This is a genomic window from Telluria sp. ZT3P26, from assembly GCF_059686035.1.
Window position 1 is genome coordinate 43,596 of record NZ_JCASII010000008.1, and the last position, 18,431, is coordinate 62,026.

16 protein-coding genes are annotated in these 18,431 nt (G+C 65.3%); 9 read left to right on the plus strand and 7 right to left on the minus strand.

The window, feature by feature from the left end; translation table 11 throughout:
• Window positions 1-8 precede the first annotated feature (8 nt).
• The 4 genes from AC56LN_RS21610 to AC56LN_RS21625 are packed head-to-tail and all read right to left on the minus strand — an operon-like array spanning window position 9 to window position 2,534.
• Window positions 9-887 (minus strand): hypothetical protein, encoded by an 879-nt coding sequence (locus tag AC56LN_RS21610; protein WP_482897815.1) that lies wholly within the window; start codon window positions 885-887, stop codon window positions 9-11.
• Window positions 888-901: 14 nt separating this feature from the next.
• Window positions 902-1,693, minus strand: coding sequence for a hypothetical protein (locus tag AC56LN_RS21615; protein WP_183549872.1), 792 nt, complete (start codon window positions 1,691-1,693; stop codon window positions 902-904).
• Window positions 1,683-2,192, minus strand: coding sequence for a hypothetical protein (locus AC56LN_RS21620; protein ID WP_332530404.1), 510 nt, complete (start codon window positions 2,190-2,192; stop codon window positions 1,683-1,685). The genes AC56LN_RS21615 and AC56LN_RS21620 overlap by 11 nt, the downstream gene beginning before the upstream one ends.
• A 48-nt stretch (window positions 2,193-2,240) precedes the next feature.
• Window positions 2,241-2,534 carry a DnaJ domain-containing protein gene (locus AC56LN_RS21625; RefSeq protein WP_332530403.1) on the minus strand — a complete coding sequence of 98 codons (294 nt, stop codon included), beginning with the start codon at window positions 2,532-2,534 and terminating at the stop codon, window positions 2,241-2,243.
• Between the two features lie 199 nt (window positions 2,535-2,733).
• Here AC56LN_RS21625 and AC56LN_RS21630 point away from each other — a divergent pair, with 199 nt between their 5' ends.
• From AC56LN_RS21630 to AC56LN_RS21645, 4 genes are all read left to right on the plus strand, one after another.
• On the plus strand, window positions 2,734-4,488 hold the full coding sequence (locus tag AC56LN_RS21630; protein ID WP_499574645.1) for a glutamine--tRNA ligase/YqeY domain fusion protein: 1,755 nt from the start codon (window positions 2,734-2,736) through the stop codon (window positions 4,486-4,488).
• 73 nt (window positions 4,489-4,561) lie between these two features.
• A complete protein-coding gene (locus AC56LN_RS21635) occupies window positions 4,562-6,748 on the plus strand; it encodes a metallophosphoesterase (protein WP_499574646.1) in 2,187 nt (728 codons plus the stop codon).
• A gap of 189 nt (window positions 6,749-6,937) precedes the next feature.
• Window positions 6,938-8,791, plus strand: a complete 1,854-nt coding sequence (locus tag AC56LN_RS21640) for a sensor histidine kinase (RefSeq protein ID WP_499574647.1) — start codon at window positions 6,938-6,940, stop codon at window positions 8,789-8,791.
• A 238-nt stretch (window positions 8,792-9,029) separates the two neighbouring features.
• The gene (locus AC56LN_RS21645; protein ID WP_499574648.1) at window positions 9,030-9,680 is read left to right on the plus strand and encodes a glycine-rich domain-containing protein; all 651 of its coding nucleotides are present in this window, start codon (window positions 9,030-9,032) and stop codon (window positions 9,678-9,680) included.
• Between the two features lie 23 nt (window positions 9,681-9,703).
• Here the strand turns inward: AC56LN_RS21645 and AC56LN_RS21650 are convergent, their stop codons facing one another.
• Window positions 9,704-10,585: an NAD(P)H-binding protein gene (locus AC56LN_RS21650; protein WP_499574701.1), complete on the minus strand. Its 882-nt coding sequence runs from the start codon at window positions 10,583-10,585 to the stop codon at window positions 9,704-9,706.
• A 151-nt stretch (window positions 10,586-10,736) separates the two neighbouring features.
• On the opposite strand from AC56LN_RS21650, the gene AC56LN_RS21655 reads away from it, so the two are divergent.
• Together AC56LN_RS21655 and AC56LN_RS21660 are read left to right on the plus strand one after the other, a co-directional pair.
• On the plus strand, window positions 10,737-11,765 hold the full coding sequence (locus AC56LN_RS21655) for a CDP-6-deoxy-delta-3,4-glucoseen reductase (protein WP_499574702.1): 1,029 nt from the start codon (window positions 10,737-10,739) through the stop codon (window positions 11,763-11,765).
• A gap of 6 nt (window positions 11,766-11,771) precedes the next feature.
• Window positions 11,772-13,037: an MFS transporter gene (locus AC56LN_RS21660; RefSeq protein ID WP_499574649.1), complete on the plus strand. Its 1,266-nt coding sequence runs from the start codon at window positions 11,772-11,774 to the stop codon at window positions 13,035-13,037.
• Window positions 13,038-13,046: 9 nt separating this feature from the next.
• Here the strand turns inward: AC56LN_RS21660 and AC56LN_RS21665 are convergent, their stop codons facing one another.
• On the minus strand, window positions 13,047-14,654 hold the full coding sequence (locus AC56LN_RS21665) for a methyl-accepting chemotaxis protein (protein ID WP_499574650.1): 1,608 nt from the start codon (window positions 14,652-14,654) through the stop codon (window positions 13,047-13,049).
• A 255-nt stretch (window positions 14,655-14,909) separates the two neighbouring features.
• Here AC56LN_RS21665 and AC56LN_RS21670 point away from each other — a divergent pair, with 255 nt between their 5' ends.
• Window positions 14,910-15,302, plus strand: a complete 393-nt coding sequence (locus AC56LN_RS21670; protein ID WP_499574651.1) for an HPF/RaiA family ribosome-associated protein — start codon at window positions 14,910-14,912, stop codon at window positions 15,300-15,302.
• Between the two features lie 58 nt (window positions 15,303-15,360).
• On the opposite strand, the gene AC56LN_RS21675 is transcribed toward AC56LN_RS21670, so the two are convergent.
• Complete coding sequence (locus tag AC56LN_RS21675; RefSeq protein ID WP_499574652.1) at window positions 15,361-16,173, minus strand: helical backbone metal receptor; 813 nt, start codon at window positions 16,171-16,173, stop codon at window positions 15,361-15,363.
• Window positions 16,174-16,290: 117 nt separating this feature from the next.
• Here AC56LN_RS21675 and AC56LN_RS21680 point away from each other — a divergent pair, with 117 nt between their 5' ends.
• Together AC56LN_RS21680 and AC56LN_RS21685 are read left to right on the plus strand one after the other, a co-directional pair.
• Window positions 16,291-17,259: an IS1595 family transposase gene (locus AC56LN_RS21680; protein WP_499574653.1), complete on the plus strand. Its 969-nt coding sequence runs from the start codon at window positions 16,291-16,293 to the stop codon at window positions 17,257-17,259.
• 121 nt (window positions 17,260-17,380) lie between these two features.
• The gene (locus tag AC56LN_RS21685) at window positions 17,381-18,343 is read left to right on the plus strand and encodes a GGDEF domain-containing protein (protein WP_499574654.1); all 963 of its coding nucleotides are present in this window, start codon (window positions 17,381-17,383) and stop codon (window positions 18,341-18,343) included.
• Window positions 18,344-18,431: the final 88 nt, after the last annotated feature.

Genomic DNA, 18,431 nt, shown 5'->3' on the forward strand with positions numbered 1-18,431 from the left:
GGCAGCCTTCACGGATACTCGGGATCGAGCTCCGACCCGGCGTAATTTTCCATTTCGGCGAACAGCTGCTTCATCGTCGCCGTCGTGCCAATCAGTTGCAGCACCGTGCAACTGGCGCGGTAGGTCGCGATGCGCGCGGCAATGACCGGCTGGTGCGCCGGCGGCACACGGGCCATCAGTTCGGCCCAGCCGGCCTCGAAATCGGGATTGTGCTTGCGCAGCGCCTTGACGAAGCGTTCGAACTCGCGCTGGCCGGTGCGCGCCGTGATGCGCGCGCCGCCTTCGGCCGCAAAAATGACCGCCATCGCGATCACGCCTTCGGCATTCAGGTCCGGATCGACGACCGCGCCTTCGTAGTGGTGCTTGCGCAGCCACTCGGCGGCTTTAACGACCGCCTGGACTTCCTGGCGCTGGCGCACCTGGCCCAGATAGCGCTCGTAGCCCGACCAGGTTTCGCCCGGATCGGCCGTGCAGATGTCGACGAACAATTCTTTCAGGCGCCGCTGCGCATAGACCGGATCCAGATCGTACTCGCTCACCAGGCTGTCCTCGGGCAGCGCGGCCAGCTCGCGGATCAGGCGAAAGCCGGCCTGGAACGCGTGCTCGGCGCCCTCCCCGATCAGGATGTCGAGCGCATCGAGGTCGCCCTCTTCCTCGGTCTGGATCAGGTGTTCGAGACCCAGCGAGATGCCGCCGACGGTCAGCAGCAATGCGCGCCCGATACCTTCGGCGGTGCGGTCGTTGGTGAACTTTTCGGCCACCATGGCGGTGATCCCGGACAGTTCGTCGGCCAGGATCGCCGCTTCATCCGGCGTGGCGTCCACCGGCAGCAGCCGGATCGCCCGGATCAGCCGGGGCGGCTTTTCAATGACAATGGCAGGCAACATGCTGGGGCCTGCCGTCACGAAAAGATGTCCGAACCCAGGCTGCGGCGCGGGCTGCGGCGCGGCATGCTGCGCACCGACGGCACCTGCTTGCGCAGGCGCAGCAACAGGTCGCGGGTCGAACGCTGCATGAACTCGGACTCTTCGTCCGGATCATCCGGCAGTTCGATCTCGGCCATCTCGGCGCTGTGGCGGAATTCCGGGAACAGTTCCAGCAGCGAACGCTCCCAGCCATCTTCGCTGGCCTTGGCCAGGTCAACTGCCAGCGGCACGATGTCGCTGTCGGCGCTCGTCTGGCCGCTCACGTAGCGCCCCTTGGACAGGATTTCGCCCGCCACTTCGAGGATTTCGCGCGGGGCCAGCGACCACATGATCGCGAAGATCGTCGCGCCATGGTCGGTGGCGGACGCCGCTTCGAGCAGCTCGTTGCGACGCTCTTCGTCGTCCTGCGCATACACCACGCCATGGACGTGGTTGAACAGGTTTTCGGCGATGCGTTCGGGATCGTCCTCGATCAGGTTGTCGGGCCAGGTCGCGGCGATGTAGGCCAGGCTGTCGGCCCAGGCCTTGGGCGGGACCAGCATCGTGGCCAGCGACGTCTTGCCGCCGTCAAAGCCGGCCAGGTGCAGCGCCGTCACTTGCGGTGGCAGGTCGCTCAGCACCTGCGCCACGGCGTAGTCACCGTGCTCGTCGGCCGCTTTCGAGAACACCTCTTCGGCGTGGTCGAGCGAGCCGGCCAGCACCAGGTCGCCCACCTGCTGCGTCAGCGCTGGCAGGTGTTCGTTCTTGCTGCCGGTGTCATCGCTCATCGCGGTCTCCTTCGTCGAACAGGCCGCTGAAGTCGTCGGTGGCTTCGCCGTCTTCGTCGACATCGTCGCCGTCATCGTTGCGGCCCAGCTGCTCGAGCGACTGGTCTTCATCGTCCCAGCGATTCTGGTTCTTGAACAGGAACGCGGTGATGATCGCCTGGCGTGCCAGTTCCGGGAAGTTGGTCGTCATCGCTTCGTACATTTTGGCGCCGTCGTCGCCCGTGCACTCGGCCATCGCGAACACCTTCGCCGGGTCACCGTCGGCGTAGTCCAGCGCTTCGCCCATCAGGCCCTTGGCGTCCAGGAAGCGGATCTTGTCGACCAGCGCGAAGGCCATCATGTTGACGTCGTCGATGCCGCCGCCGTCGGCGTATTCCGACACCAGCGCATTGACCATCATGTCGTAGTTCTTGCGGTTGGGCGGGTCGCCCAGGGTGCCCTCGATCTGGCCTTCCAGTTCACGCGACTGGAAAGAGAATTCGGGATGTACGTTTTTCATTATGTGTCCTGTAGATGTGTTTGGCGGGGCGCACGGGCGGCCCGGGCGTCAGTGCGCAGGCAGGTTGACGCCGTTCAGGGCGAACAGCGAGCGCCACAGCTCGAAGGCTTCGGCTTCGGCATCGAGCACGATGCGGTGGTTCAGGCTCTGGTTGTATTCGTCGCGCCTGGCCCGGTCAGACAGGATCTCGTAGGCCTTGCTCACGGCCTTGAAGCGCGCCTCGGCCCCCGGCGCCTGGTTGCGGTCCGGGTGATAGCGCATGGCCAGTGAGCGGTAGACCTTCTTGATCTCGTCGTCGGTGGCATTCGGGGCCACGCCGAGGATCGCATATAAATTTTCCAACAGAAACTCTCCCGGCATCCGCCGTCTGGCATTGAATTACGCGTTAAACGGGGATTATCCTATAGAACAGGTTCGGCGGGGCGCAGGCGCCTGCTTTTGCCGGCTGGCCGCAGTGGCGGGCCGGGGAACGACAAGGGCATGCTACAGGGTCGCCGTCTACGGTAAAATGCCCGACAACTTACCCTCCCAGAACTATCTCATGAGCAACGACAAGAATTCCCCGGCGCCGGGCAACGCACCGTCGTCGAACTTTGTGCGTGCCATCGTCGAATCCGACCTGGCCGCCGGCACGCATGCCCGTGAGGGCCTGCCGCCCGTGATCACGCGCTTCCCGCCGGAGCCAAACGGCTACCTGCACATTGGCCACGCCAAATCGATCTGCCTGAACTTCGGCCTGGCGCGCGACTACGGCGGCCTGTGCCACCTGCGTTTCGACGACACCAATCCCGAGAAGGAAGACCAGGAATACGTCGACACGATCATCGACAGCGTCAAGTGGCTCGGTTTCTCGTGGCAGCAGGAGGGCCAGGAGCACCTGTACTACGCCAGCGACTACTTCGACCAGCTGTACGCAATGGCCGAGTACCTGATCCAGAATGGCAAGGCCTACGTCGACAGCCAGAGCGCCGAAGAGATGGCGAAGAACCGCGGCAATTTCGGCACGCTGGGCACCAACTCGCGCTTCCGCGACCGCCCGGTGGAAGAATCGCTGCAGCTGTTCCGCGACATGAAAGCCGGCAAGTACAAGGATGGCGAACACATCCTGCGCGCAAAGATGAGCGAAGACGCGATGTCGTCGCCGATCATGACGAACCGCGATCCGGCCCTGTACCGCATCCGCCATGCGCATCATCACCGCACGGGCGACGCCTGGTGCATCTACCCGATGTACGACTACACGCACCCGATCTCGGATGCGATCGAACACATCACGCACTCGCTGTGCACGCTGGAATTCCAGGATCACCGCCCGTTCTACGACTGGCTGGTCGAGACGCTGGCCGAAGGCGGCTTCTTCGAGCGCCCGGTGCCGCGCCAGTACGAATTCGCGCGCCTGAACCTGACGTATGTCGTGACCTCCAAGCGCAAGCTGCGCGCGCTGGTCGACGACGGCACCGTCACCGGTTGGGACGATCCGCGCATGCCGACCATCGTCGGCCTGCGCCGCCGCGGCTATACGCCGGAATCGCTGCAGCTGTTCTGCGAGCGCATCGGCGTGTCGAAGGCCGACGGCTGGATCGACATGAGCACGCTGGAAGGCGCGCTGCGTGATGATCTGGACCCGAAGGCGCCGCGCGCGATTGCCGTTCTGCGTCCTTTGAAACTCATCGTCGACAACTTCCCCGAAGGCGAGTCGCACGAGTGCAGCTCGCCCGTGCACCCACACCATCCCGAGATGGGCAAGCGCACCTTCCCGTTCACGCGTGAACTGTGGATCGAGCAGGAAGACTTCATGGAAACGCCGGTGAAAGGCTATTTCCGCTTCACGCCGCCGCAGGGTGACCTGCCGGGCAGCCGCGTGCGCCTGAAGTACGGCTACGTGGTCGAGTGCACGGGCTTCGACAAGGATGCCGATGGCAAGGTCACGGCCGTCCACGTGAAATACTTCGAGGATTCGAAGTCGGGCACGCCGGGCGCGGACAACTACAAGGTCAAGGGCAACATCACGTGGGTCAGCGCCGCCAGTGCGCTGGAAGCCGAAGTGCGCCTGTACGACCGCCTGTTCCTGGACCCGCAGCCGGATGCCGGCGGCAAGGACTTCAAGACGGTGCTCAATCCGAATGCGCTCGAGACGATCACCGCGTATCTGGAGCCGGGCCTGAAAGACGCCGTGGGCGACCAGCGCTTCCAGTTCGAGCGTCACGGCTACTTCGTGGCCGACCGCGTCGATTCGACGCCGGGCAAGCCCGTCTTCAACCGGGTGACGACGCTCAAGGACAGCTGGGGCAAATAAGGGCTGACCCATGTAACCATCCGGTCATGCAATGATGTCATCCTCCGGGCATCTTGTTGACCGGAGTAATTGCATGACCCGTCCAATGCATCACCGCGCCGCCGCCTGCGCGGCGCTTTCCCTGCTGGCCGTGCTGGCAGGCTGCAGTCCCGGTGACAGCGACACGCCTGTCGCCGTCACGCCGCCGGTGGTACAGAACCCGGCGCCGGCACCTGCCCCGGTGAGTACCGCCGTCGCCTTCATGAGCGACGTCCACTTCCAGAATGTCTACGGCGACTTCAAGAGCAGCCAGTTCGCCGGCATCCCAACCAAGGACGGCAAAAATGCGACCATCCGCACGATGTATGCGCAGCTGACGTCCACGCGCCTGTTCAACGAAAATTACTTCGCCTTCTACGCCGCACTCGACGACGCCTATGCCAAGGGCATTCGCGTTGTCGCGCTGCCGGGCGACTATACCGACGACGCCCAGCCGATGAACGTCGACGGCATCGCCGAGATCATGAAGCAGTACCAGGCCAAGGGCATGCGCTTTTTCATTGCGCCCGGCAACCACGACCCTGTCGAGCCGTTCGACGATAACGAAGCGGGCAAGAACGACTTTCTGACCAAGGACGGCAAGGAACAGAAAATCTACGCCACCGGCAATCCGGCGTGCCTGGCCAAGGACCCGACGGTGATCTGCACCGACCAGGTCATGGAGCAAGGCACCGAACGCCTGATGGTCAAGATGGGCGAATTCGGCTTCATGCCGAACAAGGCCGACCTGTTGTGGGAAACCCCGTTCAGCAAGTACGACGCCGGCAAGTACACGTATGACGCGGCGCTGGCGCAGTCCAGCGGCAAGAGCCGCGAATTCGAAATCTGCGCCGAAGGCTCGGGCGGCGCCTACAAGGCCGCTGGTGAGGCCAAGCTCGGCAAAGCCTTCACCAAATGCACGAAGCTGATTGACACCACCTACCTGGTCGAGCCGGTCAAGGGCCTGTGGCTGCTGTCGATCGACGCCAACGTGTTCGTGCCGAACGCGAAGTTCGACCCTGCCAACCCGACCAGCTTCAAGGGCTTCGATGGCGCCGGCAACGCTGGCTGGAACAAGGTGATCACCCACAAGATGTTCCTGATGGACTACATCAAGTCGGTCGCCGTGCGCGCCAAGGCCGAAGGCAAGCAGCTGATGGCCTTCTCGCACTACCCGACCATGGACTTCTACGCCAACCAGACGCAGGCCATGAAGGACGTGTTCAAGTCCGGCGCGTTCCAGACGGCGCGCGTGCCGGACGCGAGCGTGGCGAACGCCGTGGCGGCCACGGGCCTGCGCCTGCACGTGGGCGGCCACATGCACTTCAACGGTACCAACGACCATACTGACGGCAGCGGCAACTACCTCGTCAACGTGCAGTCGCCGTCGCTGGCCGTGTATGGCGCCGCCTACAAGGTCGTCACCTACAAGGATGCCGAGACGATCGACGTCCAGACCATGCCGCTGTCGACGGTGCCACGCTTTGCCGAACTGTTCCCGCATTACGTCGTCGAAAACGATTACCTCAAGGGCAGTTCGGTGGTCGCCGATGTCGCCAAGCGCTGGGACCGCAGCATCCTCGACACCCGCTCGTATGGCGAATTCACGCACCAGTACTTCGGCGAACTGTCGCGCCTGCGCTTCATGGACGAATACTGGCCGTGCGAGATGAAAGAAGCCGCGATGGCCCTGAACGGCAAGCAGATGCTGATCCTGTCGCAGTTGCAGACGAAGGTCACGCTGGCGCAACTGAAAGACGCGCCCGGCATCCTGCCCTTGACCGCCGCGTGCGCCGCCGCCGGCACGCCGGCAACCAGCACGGTTGCCGCCTCGACGCTGGCCACCGACTGGCAGGAAGCCACCGTGCGCGCTGACCGCCTGGCCACGGCCGCCGGCCTGCGCCTGGACGACTTCGCGAACCTCACCCCGTACGCGTTCTACGGCGACTTCCACCGCACCGTGTATGCAGGTGAACTGGCCCTGCGCGACATGGGCCAGGCGCGCGTGAACCAGTACAAGGTGCTGATGGCAGCGTTCCCTGCCTCTCCAGCGCCGATCGTGCGCATCGGCGACAAGCCGTCCGACCAGAACCCCGTGCACGTGCCGTTCCAGCAGCAGTTCAAGGGCGTCTTCGCGATCCTCAAGGGTCTTGGTTCGGCCAAGCCGAGCGACCATTTCACGGTCGACCTGAAGGGCAAGAAAGTCAGTAACGCCAGCAACAACGGGCTGAGCTTCAACTAAGCCGGCCTCACGCCCACTGTCCCACGGCGCCCCGCTCGCAACGAGCCGGGCGCCGTTTTTGTATCACGGGGCGCGCCATCTTGCCAAACCTAGTAAACCTGCTAGCTACGGTGAACGCCGACAATGCTTAGCGTGGAACCATCCTCCGCGCGCGCGACCATAACCCCCCTCACGATCGTGAGATCCCCCATGCACCCAGACCGCCGACCCGCGACCGTGATTCCCGCCGCCATGCTCGTCGGCATCGCGCTGTCGCTGGCGTTCGGGGCCGGCGCCTATTGTGCGACGTCCGGCGCGATCGAAAGCGATGCGCAGACACGCTTTCGCGCCATGGCGCGCGCTGCCCAGAACAATATCGACGCCCGGATCAAGAGCTACAGCGACGTGCTGCGCGGGGTCGCCGGCCTGTTTCGCGCCGAACCCGATACCAGCGCGGCCCGGTTCCACCAGTATGTCGGTGAACTCGACATCAAGCGCCACTTCCCCGGGATCGTCAACATCAACTATGCGCGCGCGGTGCGCGCCGACGGCCTGCCCGCGCTGAACGACGAGTTGCAAAAGCGACTGGCGCGACGCGGCGTCGTGCACACGCCCTTGCTGACGGCGCCGGATCGCGACACCTACACGGTGCTGGTCTACATGGAACCGCTGCCGCCGAACCTGCTCGACCGGCTGGGCCTGGACCTGGAAGCGCGCGGCACGACGCGGCGTTCGCTGGCCGTGTCGCGCGACACCGGCAGCTCGAGCGCCTCGGGCACCCGCATCGCCCTGCGGCCCGGGCCCAACCAGAGCGCGCTGGCGCTGCGCCTGCCGGTCTACCGCAGCGACCTGCCCAACAACAGCGTGGAGGAACGGCGCCTGGCGTATATCGGTTCGGCCGGTCTTGGTCTCGGCATTTCGCCGCTGGTGGCCGGTGTTCTCGATGAATTTCCCGTCAAGGGCGTGCGCCTGGTGCTGACCGAGCTGACCGCGCTGGCGCCCGAACCGGGCGAGGTGCCGCCGCGCGCCGTGCTGTACGACAGCCTGGCCACGAGCACGCAGCCCAACCCGGCGCCGCCGCGGGCCGGCGACGGGCTCTTCGCGGCCAGCCTGCCCATCGAATTCAACCAGCGCATCTGGCGCGCCGACTTCAGCATTCCCAGATCCGACATGTACACCCGCTTCGACCTGTATTACCCGTGGCTGGCGGCGCTTGCGGCCGGCATGACCACCGCGCTGCTCTACGCACTGTTCCAGACGCTGGCCTCGTCGCGCCGCAACGCGCTGCGCATGGCCGAGGACATGACGCGCGAGCTGCGCGCCTCGCAGACCAAGCTGCAGGCCAGCCATGAAAAACTGCGCCTGCTGGCAGCGCACGCGGAGCAGATCAAGGAAGGCGAGCGCAAGCGCATTGCGCGCGAAATCCATGACGACCTGGCGCAGAACCTGCTGGCGCTGAAGATCGAAGCCGAGCTGCTGGCCAACCGCACGCGCGGCGCGCAGCAGCGCCTGCACGCGCGCGCCGCTGCCACGGTGCGCCAGATCGACGTCACGATCCGCAGCGTGCGCCAGATCATCAATGACCTGCGGCCGAACGTGCTCGACCTGGGCCTGTCGGCGGCCGTCGACTGGCAGGTGGCCGACTTCGCGCGCCGCACCGGCATCACGTGCGAGCTGGTGGACGACGATGGCGAGCACCGCATCGACGACAACAGCGCCACCGCGTTCTTCCGCATCCTGCAGGAATCGCTCAACAACGTGGCGCGCCACGCGCGTGCCACCGAAGTCGGCATCACGCTGCACCAGCATGCCGGCATGCTCACGATGACGATTCGCGACAACGGCGTCGGCCTGCAGCCGGGCAGCCGCAACCGCCACGGCTCGTTCGGCCTGGTGGGCATCGAGGAACGCGTTGCCATCCTGGGTGGCTCGTTCGCGATCAACAGCAGCGGCAGCGGCGGTACCACGATCGTGGTCAGCATCCCGGTGGCCGACGTGCCGGACGACGCGTACACGCACGGCCTGCGCACCGACAGCGCCCCGGTCGCGCCGATCCCCGCCTGATCCATCCCCCCCTGGTCCCGACGGGTGGCGCCGCCATCCTCATTCGCGCTCGGCCATGTCCCCCAAGTTTGATTTAGCGCAACTGCTGAGCTGAGCTACCGCACGACAATGGTTGTGTCTGTCACAGGTCAACACCACCGGAATGTTCCGGTAATGCATTACGGAAATACTCCACGCCGACACTGTGACAGCGACCGCCTGCCCCGATCCATCCACAACCCCAGACGAGGTGAACACGATGTCGACCCATACCGAATACGCTGCCTTCGAGGCGCTTGACCTGAACCCGATCAAGCTGAAACTGATGCACGCCGCATCCGGCGAAGGCTGGTCCGAAACGCGCGCCAACGCCATCGAGACCGAATACCGGCGCTTCCTGTTCCTGATGAAAAAGTACCCGGATGCCGGCGCCTCGCCAACCGTCGATGTCGACACGTTCTGGCACTACCATATCCTCGACACCATGAAGTACGCCCGCGACTGCGAGGCCGCATTCGGCTTCTTCCTGCATCACTATCCGTATGTCGGCATCGCCGCCGGCACCGAGGGCGAGCATGTCCAGGCGGGCGAGCGCATGCGCGCGCTGTATGAAGCCGAGTTCGGTGTGGTGGTCAAGGGCGACGCTGCGTTCTGCGCCTCGCCAGGCAAGCAGGCCGGGGCGACGGCCTTCTGTGCCTACCCTGGCAAGCCGGCGCCTTCAGCGTCTGCCACCGCCTTCTGCGCCTATCCCGGCAAACCGGCCATCAAGGGCGCGGACAACGCCTTCTGCGCCTATCCCGGCAAACCGGCCATCAAGGGCGCGGACAGCGCCTTCTGCGCCTCACCGGGCCTGCCGGCCATCATGACCAGCAAGATCGCGTTCTGCGCGTCGCCCGGCAAGCGCGCATAAGCAGGGCCAGGCAGCTGCCCGGATCAGCCTCGCAGGCGCGCCAGCGCCGTGGCGACGTCCGGGTACTGCAGGCGCACGCGCAGTTCGCGCCTCAGACGCGTGTTGTCGAGCTGGCGCGACTCGGACATGTACGACAGCAGTACGGGCGAGACCAGCTGCGCCAGTTCGGCGCGCGGCAGGCGCGGTGAGCGCGGCATGCCGAAGGCGTCCGCAACGGCGTCGAAGTAATCGGCCATCTTCAGACGCGTGTCGTCGACCGCGTGATAGACCCGCCCGGACCGGCCACGTGTCAGCGCCTGCAGCACGATGCGCGCCAGGTCGTCGGCGTGGATATGGTTGGTAAACACATCATCCTCAAACCGCAGCGCGGGCGTGCCCTGCTCCAGGCGGCGCAGCGGCAGGCGGTCGGCGGCATAGATGCCGGGCACGCGCAGGATCGACAGCGTCGCGCCGGCCATCAGCGCCCACGCGCGCAGGATGCGCTCGGCGTCCACGCGGCGCCGGGCGCGCCCGTTCTTCGGCGCCACCGGCCGGTATTCCTTCACCAGTGCCCCGCCGCAATCGCCGTACACCCCGCTGGTACTCACATACACGATGCGGCTCACCGCGCCCAGCGCCGCCACCAGATGGCGCGTGCGGCGGTCGGTATCGCCGTCGGGCTGGGGCGGGGCCAGGTGCAGCACCCACGGCGCCAGATTGCGCAGCCGCGCCAGCGTCGCGGGCTGGTCGAGGTCCGCAACGACCGGCACCGCGCCGGCAGCGCGCAGCTGGGCGCAGCGCTCCGGCTGGCTGGTCAGCGCAAACACGCGAAAACGCCCCGCCAGCAGTGGCAACAGGCGCATGCCGACGTCGCCGCAGCCGATGATCAACAGGCGCGGACGGGCAAAAGCGGGACGGGATGGCATGGTCATGGCAAGATCGTGGGGTCGTGGAGGCGGCAACTGTAGCACAGGGCGCGCCCGGTAAAACAAGGGCCGGTGTAGAATGGCGGCCTCTCGCCGCATGCCGGCGCACCCGACCAACCACCCGCTTTCGCGTCCAACCGCCCCCATTCGCATGACCTTCCAGATCACCGTCCAGCCCAGCGGCAGCCAGTTCGGCTGCGAAGCCGATGAAACCGTGTTAGCCGCCGCGATCCGCGCCGGCGTCGGCCTGCCGTATGGCTGCAAGAACGGCGCCTGCGGCTCGTGCAAGGGCAAGGTGCTCGATGGCGCCATCGAGCACAAGCCCTACCAGCAGCGCGCGCTCCCGGACATCGAAAAGACCGCCGGCATGGCGCTGTTCTGCTGCGCGATGCCATCGGCCGACCTGGTGATCGAGGCGCGCGAAGTGGGCGGCAGCTCGGATTACCCGCTGCGCAAGATGCCCACCCGCGTCGCCGGCATCCGCAAGGCCGCGGCGGACGTCGCCATCGTCAACCTGCAATTGCCGGCCAACGAATTGCTGGCCTACCGCGCCGGGCAGTACATCGAATTCCTGCTCAAGGACGGCAAGCGCCGCGCGTATTCGATTGCGAATGCGCCGTCGTTCGAAGGCCCGCTCGAACTGCATATCCGCCACCTGCCCGGCGGCCTGTTCACCGACCACGTGTTCGGCGCCATGAAAGAGCGCGACATCCTGCGCTTCGAAGGCCCGCTCGGCACGTTCTTCCTGCGCGAAGATTCCGACAAGCCGATCGTGCTGCTGGCGTCCGGCACCGGCTTCGCGCCGGTCAAAGCCCTGGTCGAGCACCTGATGCACCTGAAGTCCACGCGCAAGGTCACGCTGTACTGGGGTGGCCGCCGCCCGCACGACCTGTACATGGATGAACTCTGCCGGGCCTGGGAAACCACGCTGCCCGACTTCACTTACGTGCCGGTGATTTCGGATGCGCTGCCAGAGGATGGCTGGACGGGCCGTACCGGCTACGTGCACGCCGCCGTCGTGCAGGACATCATCGACCTGTCCGGCCACCAGGTGTATGCCTGCGGCGCGCCGGTCATGGTCGATTCGGCGCGTCGCGACTACGTGGCGCTGTGCGGCCTGCCCGAGGACGAATTTTTCGCCGACGCGTTCACGACCGCCGCCGATCTGGCTGACCAGTAAGGGCCCATGCCGCTGATCTCACCGACCGGACGCCTGGGTGTCCTGCGTAACCGCAACCTGGCGTTCTACCTGTCGGCGCGCTTTCTCGCCACCTTCGCGGTGCAGATGCAGAGCGTGGCGATCGGCTGGCAGGTGTACCAGATCACTGGCAGCCTGTTCGACCTGGGCCTGATCGGCCTGGCGCAGTTCGCGCCGTTCCTGGTCCTGATCCTGTGGGCCGGCCATGTGGCCGACCGCTACAACCGGCGCCTGATCGTGTTGTGCTGCATGGCCGTGCAACTGCTGTGCAGCGCGATGCTGATTGCGTTCACGGCCAGCGGCAGCACGACGGTGTGGCCCGTGTTCGCGATCCTGGTGCTGTTTGGCAGCGCGCGCGCCTTCATGATGCCGGCCTCGCAGGCGGTGCTCAAGAACCTGGTGCCGGACCGGGACTTCAGCCAGGCCGTGGCGCTGGGTTCCTCGACGATGCACGTGGCGATGATCCTCGGCCCGATCGTCGGCGGCCTGCTCTATGTGCTGGGACCGCAGACGGTGCACATGACATCCGCCTCGCTACTCGCGCTGGCGGTGCTGCTCATGACGAACACGCGCACCATTGCGCAGATCATCAACAAGGCGCCGGTCAGCTGGCACACGCTGCTCGAAGGCCTGCGCTTCGTGCGTTCGCGCCCGATCGTGCTGGGTGCGATTTCGCTCGACCTGTTCGCCGTGCTGTTCGGCGGGGCCACCGCCCTGCTGCCGGCCTATGCGCACGACATCCTGGGCGCCGGGCCGTCCGGCCTGGGCTTTCTGCGCACCGCGCCGGGCATGGGCGCGGCCCTGTGTTCGGTGGCGCTGGTGATGTTCCCGATCACGCGCCGGGTCGGCGCCTGGATGTTCGGCGGCGTCGCCCTGTTCGGCCTGTGCGTGATCGTGCTGGGCCTGACCGACCACTTTGCCGTTGCCTTCGGCGCGCTGTTCCTGCTCGGCGTGGGCGACATGGTCAGCGTCTACATCCGGCATCTGCTGGTGCAGTACGAAACGCCCGACGACATCCGCGGGCGCGTGAGCGCCGTGAACTCGGTGTTCATCGGCGCCTCGAACGAACTCGGTGAATTCGAGTCCGGCGTCACGGCCGGCTGGCTGGGCTTGACGCGCGCGATCCTGCTCGGTGGCGTGGCCACGCTGGTCGTGACGGGCGTGTGGGCGATGCTGTTCCCGGTGCTGTCACGGATGGACCGTTTTCCGCATCACGAGAAGGCGCTGACGCCGGAAAAAGACCGGGTCAGCTGATCAACCGGGTCAGGCCGCTTGCAGCACCAGCGCGCGCTGCCCCGTCGCCGCACGCAGCGCGGGACGGTCCGTCGCATCGACCTTGAACACGCTGACCGTGGCGGCCAGTTGCGCCGACTGCTCCTTGAGCGACTCCGCCGCGGCGGCGGCTTCTTCCACCAGCGCCGCATTCTGCTGGGTCACGGCGTCCATTTCGGTGATGGCCTGGTTGATCTGCTCGATGCCGCTTTCCTGTTCCTGGCTGGCGGCCGTGATCTCGCCCATGATGTCGGTCACGCGCTTGACGCTGCCCACGATCTCGTCCATGGTGCTGCCGGCTTGGCTCACGAGGCGGCTGCCCTCGCCCACCTTGGTCACCGAGTCGTCGATCAGGGTCTTGATTTCCTTGGCTGCGCTGGCCGAGCGCTGCGCCAGGTTACGCACCTCGCTGGCGACCACGGCAAAGCCACGGCCCTGCTCACCGGCGCGCGCTGCCTCCACCGCTGCATTCAGGGCCAGGATATTGGTCTGGAATGCGATGCCGTCAATGACGGAAATGATGTCGACGATCTTGCTGGCCGATGTGTGGATGGCGCTCATGGTATCGACCACGTCGGCCACGACCACGCCGCCACGGGTGGCGATATCGGATGCCGAGCGCGCCAGACCATTGGCCTGACGGGCGTTCTCGGCATTCTGCTTGACGGTCGAGGTCAGTTCTTCCATCGATGATGCCGTCTCTTCCAGTGCGCCGGCCTGCTGCTCGGTGCGCGCCGACAGGTCGAGGTTGCCCGTAGCGATCTGGTCCGATGCGGTGGCGATGGTCTCGGTGCCGTCGCGCACCTGGCCGACGATCGTGCGCAGGTTGGCGTTCATGTCTTTCAAGGCGGCCAGCAGCTGGCCGGTTTCATCACGCGAATCGACCCGGATGTCGCTGCTCAGGTCACCGGCAGCGACGGTACGCGCCACCTCGACGGCGCGCGTCAGGGGCTGCGTGATCGAGCGGGTGATCCGCCACGCGACGAGGATCGATGCCAGCAGCGCAAAGCCGCCCACGCTCAGCATCATGATGCGGGCCTGGGCATAGGCTTCGCCACCCACAGCCTGGTCGTGTACGTTGCGCTGCTGCTGCAGCGCGACCATCTCGTCGATGGCCCTGGTCCAGGGCCGCATGGTCGGCACGAACTGGGTACGCAGAAAAGCGGTTGCGCCTTCGAGGTCATTGGCCAGCGCCAGTGTCTGGCCCTGCGCGATTACGGGCAGCATCGCATTGCGGCTCGAGACGATCTTCGCATGGATGACTCGGCCCTCGTCCGACGTGTGCAGGCGTTCGAGCGCCGCTTCGGCTTTGTCGTAGCTGGTGCGCGCGTTGGCGATGATTGCCGCCTGCTCCTGCATCTGCGCGGCATCGGTCTCGATGGTCATGTCGCGCATGGCGATCGAGATGCGGCGCAGCGAATCGCGCATGGTTCCGGCCGCGTCGATGCGCGCGCCATTGCCTTGCACGACCTTGACGAGCAGGTTGTCCATTGCCTGCAGTTTCTGGATGCCGGTGGCCAGCACGATGGCCAGCAGGACCAGCACGAGGCCGAAAGCGAGCGCGAGCCGCTGGCCGATGTTCAGTTGATTCAGATGCATTGTATTGTCGTTACCCTGGTAAGGCGCCGGTTCCGCGCCCGTTGACACTGGGCGGCGCTGAAATAATTGGTGAGAATCTTGGATGCGGGGGTGCGATTCTAGTAGGAGCATTCCTACAATACGAGCAATAAATTGTAATGTTGAAAATAAGCAACAGAATTGATTTCGTGACAAGCCCAGCACGGTAGACGGTGCGGACGCTGGAAAAATCGCGGGACGTGTAAGATAAAGCCATAACGATTACAGGAGCCATCCATGCAGATCAATGTCAATACCGATAACACCATCACCAAGCATCAGGGCCTGGACGAGCACGTGGACACCGTCGTGCGCGCTTCCATCGGTCGTTTCAGCGAGCAAGTGACCCGCGTCGACGTTCACCTGAGCGACGAGAACAAGGAAAAGAAAGCGGACGGCGGCAACCACTGCATGCTCGAAGCCCGTCTGGCCGGCGTGGCCCCGATCGTCGTGCACGATCACGCCAACGACCTGCACCAGGCCATCAACAACGCCAGCGGCAAACTGGCCCGCGCACTCGACAGCACCATCGGTCGCCTGCACGACAAGCATCGCCATACCGCCGTCCCGGTGGTTGGCGCTGACGGCGACATCGACCCGACTGCCGACAAGCACCTGACCGATAACTGATCGGTCCCAGTACGACCCTGCGCCCGCCATGGGCGCAGGGGGAACACCACCGCCGCACTCAGTGCGAAGCACCTTCCAGCATTTCCCGCAACGTCTCCAGATACTTCACGCCCGCCAACGCGCGACTGCCGTACCACGACAGCATTTCGCCATCGACCAGCAGCACGGGAATACCAATCTGTTTTTCCAGCGCGTCCACGTGCGCCTGCGTGAAACGGTACGGCTCGGTCGACAGCAGCACGGCATCCAGGCGGTCCACCAGGCTGTCCGACCATGTGAAGCGCGGATAGCGCTCTGCGCCCAGCTGCGGCACGCGCCAGCCAAGTTCGGCCAGCATCGCAGCGATATAGGTATCGGCCGAGATGCTCATCCACGGATCCTGCCAGATGCAGTACAGCACTGTCCGCGACGGACTCGCTGGCCTGTTGCGCAGCACGGCCAATGCCTCGTCGAAGGTGGTGCACCAGGCGTCGGCCGCAGCCTGCACGCCGAAGATGCCGCCCAGCAGGCGCGCCAGCGCCGGGTTGTCCTGCGGCGTCACCGGGTGCGTGACGATCACGTGCGGCACGAATGTCACCAGCGCGTCGTACACCGGCCGGGTGTTTTCATCGAGATTGACAACCACGTGGGTCGGTGCCAGAGCCCGGACCTTGTCGAGGTTGACGTCCTTGGTGCCGCCGACCTTGGGAATGGCCGCGACAACGTCCTTTGGATGGATGCAAAAACCCGTGCGGCCGATGAGCTGCGGCGCCAGGCCCAGGTCGCACAGCAATTCGGTAATGGATGGCACGAGCGAGACGATGCGCGCGCCGGGCGCCGGCCGGTGTACCTGGCCCAGCGCGTCGGTCAGTTCAATGGTGCTGGATGTCATGTGAAGATGTCGTCATGATGGTTTTAAGTTGGCTCAGTTAGCGTTAAATAGAGACTAACTTTGAACTGACGAGCAGTCCAGTGGTCCAACCCCTGTCCCCAGCGTCAGGAGTCGATCATGAAAGCGCCACGTTTCAAAGGCTGGTTCGCAAAACTGCCTTCGTTGAACCAGCCGCAGCGCCGGCAAGTGCTCGATGCCCTGCATCCTGCAGCCGGGCTCGCTCAGGTCGTCGCACTCATCAGCGAGGTCAGAGCGCCAGGCCGCTGCTGCCCCAGATGCGGCAACGAACGCTGCTACCGCCACGGGTTCGCCAACGACCTGCAGCGCTTCCGCTGCTGTGCCTGCGGCCGCACCTTCAACGACCTCACCGGCACGCCCCTGGCGCGGCTCAGGCTCAAGGCCAGATGGCTCGCGTACTCGCAGGTGCTGCTCGCTTCTTTGTCCGTACGCAAGGGTGCAGATCGGGTCGGCGTGCACCGTACTACCGCTTTCCGGTGGCGCCACCGCTTCCTGCATTGGGTCAAGCTCGACCGGCCCGCGGCCCTGAATGGCATCGTCGAGGCTGACGAAACTTTTCTGCTCGAGTCACAAAAAGGTTCGCGCACGCTCGATCGGCCACCGCGCCGTCGTGGCGGGCGCGCTGCCAAACGGGGCATTTCCAGCGAACTGGACTGTATCCTGGTCGCGCGCGACCGCGAGGGGCGCACCATCGATGCCGTGACCGGCCGCGGGGCCCTCACCGCTGCGCAACTTGCCCGAGACTTGCTGCCCAGGCTGGACCGGCAGGCGCTGCTGGTCAGTGACAGCCATGCTGCCTACCGCGCCTTCGCGCGCAAGCACAGGATCGCGCACGAGACGGTCAATGTGCGCGCTGGCGTGCGGCTGAGGCGTCTGGGCAGTCTTGCCATCCACGTGCAGAACGTGAACGCTTATCACCAGCGCTTCAAGGCCTGGCTTCAGGGCTTTCGTGGCGTGGCATCGCATTACTTGCCGAATTATCTGGGCTGGCGCTGGGCGCTGGACGGTGAGCGGGTCATGTTGCCAGAACAATTGCTCCGCATTGCTATCAGTGTCATCAACAGATAACGCTGACTGCGCCTTTAAGTTTCGCCAAACGCGCAAGGGTGGCACAATCGGCTATGATTCCGTTGATGTAATAACACATGCAATCACGCATGCCAACGCGGCACACCGCTTGAGGACTCACTTGGAACAGATCGGCACCTTCGGCACCAGCCGCACCAACATCAACGACTTGCAGCTGTTTCGCGACGAGACCGACCCGGCGGTGACTGCGATGCTGGCCGACTGCGCCATCGTGCGCGTGCCGCAGGGCGAGCGCATCGACGACAGCGGCCAGGCGCACCTGTACATCGTCCTTTCAGGCCAGCTCGAGATTGAATCGGATGCACACGCAGGTGATGAAACGGGCACCACGCGCGTCTTGCCGGGCGAGAGCGTCGGCGACCAGGCCGTGCTGGACGATGCCGCGAACCTGGCAGCCATGACGGCGCTGGAAGACAGCGAGCTGCTGGTGATCGAATCGAGCGTCGTCTGGACGCTGATCGACCATTCGAGCGTCCTGGCGCGCAATCTGCTGCGCCTGCTGTCGTTCCGGATCCGCACCACCAATGCGCTGCTGCGCCGGCGCCAGAAGCTCGGCGAATTTTACCGCCAGCTGTCGCTCAACGACCCGCTGACCGGCCTGTACAACCGTGCCTGGCTCAACGACATGCTGCCCAAACTGGCGGCGCGCGCGGCCCGTACCGGCAGCGGCCTGTCGATCGTGATGATCGACCTCGACCATTTCAAGCAGTTCAACGACACCCACGGCCACATCATCGGCGACGTGGCGCTGTCGGCGGCCGCCACCCTGATCCGCGACGCGCTGCGCCCGTCCGACTTCGCCGTGCGCTTCGGCGGCGAAGAGATGCTGGCAGTCCTGCCCGACACCGGCATCGAACTGGCCACGATGGTGGCCGAGCGCCTGTGCCAGCGCCTGCGCGACACCGTCGTGTTCACCGACATGCGCGTGCAGCTGCCGCACCTGACCGCGTCGTTCGGCGTGGCCAGCCTGGGCGAGAACGGCGACGAGTACGCGCTGATGGCGGCTGCCGATGCCGCCCTGTACCGGGCCAAAGAAGCCGGGCGCAACCGCGTCTGCATCTAGTACCCGGCGCCGTCCCGCCAGCACGGATCGTGACACCGGTCCGTGACGCGACGGCGCATCTGTGCCACCATGTCGCCGACGCTGTGAT